This is a genomic window from Pseudoalteromonas sp. S16_S37, from assembly GCF_014694405.1.
Taxonomy (GTDB): Bacteria; Pseudomonadota; Gammaproteobacteria; order Enterobacterales; family Alteromonadaceae; genus Pseudoalteromonas.
Genome location: NZ_JAAUWV010000104.1, coordinates 1 through 4,193 on the forward strand (window position 1 = coordinate 1; position 4,193 = coordinate 4,193).

At 43.5% G+C, this 4,193-nt stretch carries 4 protein-coding genes and 1 pseudogene; all 5 read right to left on the reverse strand.

Annotated elements, in window-relative coordinates; genetic code table 11:
- Nucleotides 1–956 (reverse strand): phage protease (locus HC733_RS21600; protein WP_190367044.1); only part of this gene is annotated, 956 nt, incomplete at its 3' end.
- 81 nt (nucleotides 957–1,037) lie between these two features.
- Nucleotides 1,038–1,982, reverse strand: a complete 945-nt coding sequence (locus HC733_RS21605) for a hypothetical protein (RefSeq protein WP_190367045.1) — start codon at nucleotides 1,980–1,982, stop codon at nucleotides 1,038–1,040.
- Nucleotides 1,983–2,047: 65 nt separating this feature from the next.
- Nucleotides 2,048–2,965, reverse strand: a complete 918-nt coding sequence (locus tag HC733_RS21610) for a hypothetical protein (RefSeq protein ID WP_190367046.1) — start codon at nucleotides 2,963–2,965, stop codon at nucleotides 2,048–2,050.
- Nucleotides 2,966–3,173: 208 nt separating this feature from the next.
- On the reverse strand, nucleotides 3,174–3,632 hold the full coding sequence (locus HC733_RS21615; RefSeq protein ID WP_190367047.1) for a phage virion morphogenesis protein: 459 nt from the start codon (nucleotides 3,630–3,632) through the stop codon (nucleotides 3,174–3,176).
- Nucleotides 3,633–3,731: 99 nt separating this feature from the next.
- Nucleotides 3,732–4,193: pseudogene (locus tag HC733_RS21620) on the reverse strand (phage minor head protein); the annotation flags it as partial.

Genomic DNA, 4,193 nt, shown 5'->3' on the forward strand with positions numbered 1-4,193 from the left:
GCAATGGGGCTACGACTATCAAGCACCGTATTCAAAGCCGCTAAACCTTGTTGCTTGCCAAGTTGCGTTAAATAGTCCACTTCAGAGGCCACCACACGACCATCTTGCTTGGCTTTATCTATGGTGCTTTCAATGCTCATGCCTTGGTGCTGGGTGTTCAATGCAGCTAGTTGGCCATAAAGCGCGTTGTAGGCTTCAACGGGTACAAATTTGCTGAGGTCTACTTGCTGGGAACCTTGCTCAACTTGTGCGGTGAGCGCGGCAATTTGTGTGTCTTTGCTCTCGGCGGCTTTTACTTTTTGGTTAAGGTCGGCAATAGCGGCTTCACCTTGGCTAATATGCTCAGCGGTGACATCACCCGTTACGGTAATGCCAAGCGCAGCCAATAGCTTTTGGGCTTCGTTCATGGGGCTTGTTCCTGTGGTTTGGGTAAAAAATTGGGCGTTTAATACGGCGATTTCATTAAGGCCCGTTAATGCAGGGTCGTTGGTTAATGCAACGTGCAGTAATACAAGGGGGCGGCCTGTGTTTTTGTCGTATAAAAACACAGGGCTGACGTAGCGGTATTCTTTAGCAAGCAAGGCTTTGTGTGCGGCATCAGTCCATGCCACGTTTTTGGCATACACACCTTCGCCGGGCACATACTCCAAAGCATCGGGTTTAAACCAGCCAGAAGCAGGTGCAGGCTGGCCGTTTTTCTCTTTGTGTAGGGTTTGGTGCTCGTAATCAAACAAGAAGTCGTTTTTGCGGGTCGCAGCACTCATCTGCAAATTAGCAAAAGCTATGTCATCCATTAGCCATTTACGGCTAGGCACATCAAAGGGGCGGCCATCACGGCTGGCAAATTCACCATCAGGGATAATTAAAACGCGTTCGCTAATGCCTTGCTCGTTTGGTAGAGCAGTGACATTGCATATGGCTAAACCAAGGCTTTGGGCGGTTGTGGTGTTTGGCATGTTCTGGCACTAAAACGTTTGTCTTGGTGCCAGTATGTGGAATTGGGTTGAGCGTGTATTTTAAACTGGGTTAATAAATGCTTAGTTGGAAAAGGTGCTTTTTTCTATCAATCTGGCGAGTTCTGAAGCTTGATCTTTTAAGTCTCGAAAATGATCGTCGGTCAAAGCGTTCGCGTTATCTTCAAATAGTTCTATGAACTCATAGCGGTTGTCATTTTTTAGGAAAAAGCCATGTTTGATTATCAACTGCTGTGTATTTCGTATTACCCTGTAAATAAACATTTGAGTAAGCTTATCCTCCGAGTGTGTATCTATCATTTGATGTAGAATCTTATGCTGTCCTAATATACTATTTTCTATAATATTTTTGAGTTCAGCACCTTGTTTCATTGTTTCACCGCTGGCTGTAGAACAAGCCACAATAGTTACTTTTTCCCAGTTCTTCAGTTGGTAGTCACCACATTGCATATTTAGAGTTCTGGTTACCACGTTCTCTTCAAATCGTATCATGTCAACTAAATATTGTAGTCTTAATTGGTTAGAGCTATTTTTTTGTAGGGTAGTTTGCTCTTTCAATGCTTCAACTTGAGCATTAATAGCGTCAGTCTGATTTTGGGTTATTGTATTTTGTTTTTTTGCTTCAGAAGCTTGTTCCTGTTGAGCGTTCCTAGTTCGCTGCAATTCTAATCTAGTTGCTTTTAACTCCCTCATTTGTAGAAGCAGTGAAAATATGAGCATTAAGATTGTGCAGAATGTTAGTAAGGGGTTTAGCATCCCACCAAAAAAGTCACCTAGAGCACCGAACTGGCCTCGTAACGATTCCCAGTTTTTGGCGTCATAGCGTACAGGAAATAGTTGCTCGAACTCTTGCGAGTAAGTGCAATAAAACCCAATTGAACAACCCAAAGCAAAAGTAGGGATAATCCACATCAGGTGTTTGACTATGTTAGAGAAGCGCTCAAGAGAATGCTCTTCGTCAAGTTCTTGTCGCTTAGGTTGACTAAGTTCTTCTGGGGTTTCTGTCATTAAAAGGTTTTCCTTAAGAAGTGAATTAAAATTGAGCTGCTCAAGCAGCTCACATATTTTTATATTTAATCTAGGTTTTTTATTTTATCGCCAAGCATAAGTGTTATAAATTCAGCTTGTGGCTCTAGTAGGTTTAATAGTGGCTTTCCAGAAACTTGGCTTCTATTGTACCAGCCATACAGCAAAAACTTTCCGCCAGAGCAACCAGTTAGAACATCATCTTCGCTCATCTTGAGCTTTCCTTTAAGTGTTTTGAATACCTTAGGTGGGATGCGGACAGATAGCCCTGAGGTGTCTTCACTTGTATTTAGCCATACATCCCCCAGGTTACCCTTTTGAGCATCCCAAATTGACCCCCAGAAGAAAGCTGGGAATTTATTGGGAGTTAAGTAATTCATATATCTCTCAAAATTATCAGTAAAATAAAAGACGTTCTTGATTGGCTTGGTTACACCAAATACTTTTATGTTTGCAGAGCTATGAGCAAATGAAGGATCGTCAACCAGCGTTTTTAGAAGAGTGCTGAGGCGTCTAGACCATTCACTCTTTCCGACGCCCGAAGCCTCTCCGTGTTTGCGATAGCCACCACGCTTTTTACCTTGTGTTTCTTTGTCATTGGGTTTTAGTGGATTTACGTGTGTTTCTTCAGGTCCAAAATTGAAGTCAATTTTATATACGTCCTCTTCATTTTTTAGTGCTCTTACAGAATCATAACCCTCAGTAGTGACCTTTACACTCTCGGGGCTTTTTTGTGGGCAAGGTAAGCCATCTACTAATTTGTGTACACTGCGACAATGTGGAGCACGCCCATTTATTGAACGTGAAACATAAGCTGCCTTTTCAAAGCAACCAGAGCAATATAAATAGGCTCTTGTTCTCGCAAGAACGTTATCGGGGAGTTGCTCTAATCTTAGAGCGTTGAAGTGATTATCTTGCGGCTCACTTTGAGGTGTAGCAGTTTTTGAGTAGATGACTGTTTCCATAAACTTTCATTTTATAAATAAGTTCATTTAATAAACTAAACGACATCGCGGTACTGTTTCAATGAAAATGTCATTATTTTGATAAAATATCTAAAATCACTTGTTCAGAAACGTTTCTAAACACCTCTAACGCGCAAAACCCCACTCACAACACCCATCGCTAGCACTTAAACACCAGTAAGCGCCTCACAGCGCTTCTAGGACGTTTTCAGTTTTCGGTAAAATAATCCGCCAGTACAGCCAAAATATCTTGTTCGCCTTCAGGACTCACCCCTACGTATTCGCGTGGTTCAATGGCCGCAGGCCCCGGTGCAAATTCGGGCAAGCCGCCCAAGTTATGAATGGCGGCGTAAGGCTTGTTACTGCCAATTTCAGCCCATAACGCGCCGCTGTCGGCGGCTATGCTGGCTGCTAAGCCGCCAGCGCTAACCTGTAACATTTGGCCGCCAACGCGGTTTGGGTTTTGTTTTAGGTAGTTTGCGCTGAGTTCTGGCCATGCTTGCCCCGTGATTGGGCTGCGCTCTTGGGCAAAGGCGTCTTCTGTTGCGCCCTCTAAAATTGCGGCTATCTCGTTCATGGGGTCGCTGAGGTCATTAAACTTGGCGGCAATGTTGTTGAGTACTTGGGTTGCATCATTATGCGTGAGTATGGCTATTTTGCTGGTCATATTGTAATCACTAGGAGGTTGAGTAATAATTGTCTATGGCGGTAGTGTACCCCGATAGGTAAGGGGCTGTCTGACAGTGATGTGAGTTCGATTCTCACCCTACCGCCACACTTCATATAGTTCACCTTGAATACCGCTATCTATTGTTTTTGTTTTAACCTTGAGTGCATTGATTAAAGTGTCTAACTCAACACCTTTACCTTGATATCGAACTACGACCTTTATGGATTCAACTCCTAGGCGCTTAATAAACAAAAGTTCACTGCGTGCATATTCCCAAAGTACCTGCGTGTCAGGACTGTTAATCCAAGTACTTAGCTGAGTATATTCTTTCAAGCTCAAGGCGCTTAAGTTCTCTTGGTGTTTTTCACTATGAGCATGGGCTAAGGCGCGTTCGCTAAGAATTAAAGTGCGGGCTGCATCAATTCCCTTGTCTTGTAGCTTTTGGTTTATCTCGTCATCGAGAAAGCTCACTACAGTTTTGTGTTGTGGCCGTGGGCCAAACTCCCTTAGCCCTTGCTTGTCTTTGGCAAGCTTAGCGGCTTGATAGCGTTCGATACG

Coding starts and splice junctions, on each gene's coding strand:
- HC733_RS21605 (WP_190367045.1), bottom strand. CDS start 1,982: ATGACAGAAACCCCAGAAGAACTTAGTCAACCTAAGCGACAAGAACTT.
- HC733_RS21615 (WP_190367047.1), bottom strand. CDS start 3,632: ATGACCAGCAAAATAGCCATACTCACGCATAATGATGCAACCCAAGTA.
- HC733_RS21610 (WP_190367046.1), bottom strand. CDS start 2,965: ATGGAAACAGTCATCTACTCAAAAACTGCTACACCTCAAAGTGAGCCG.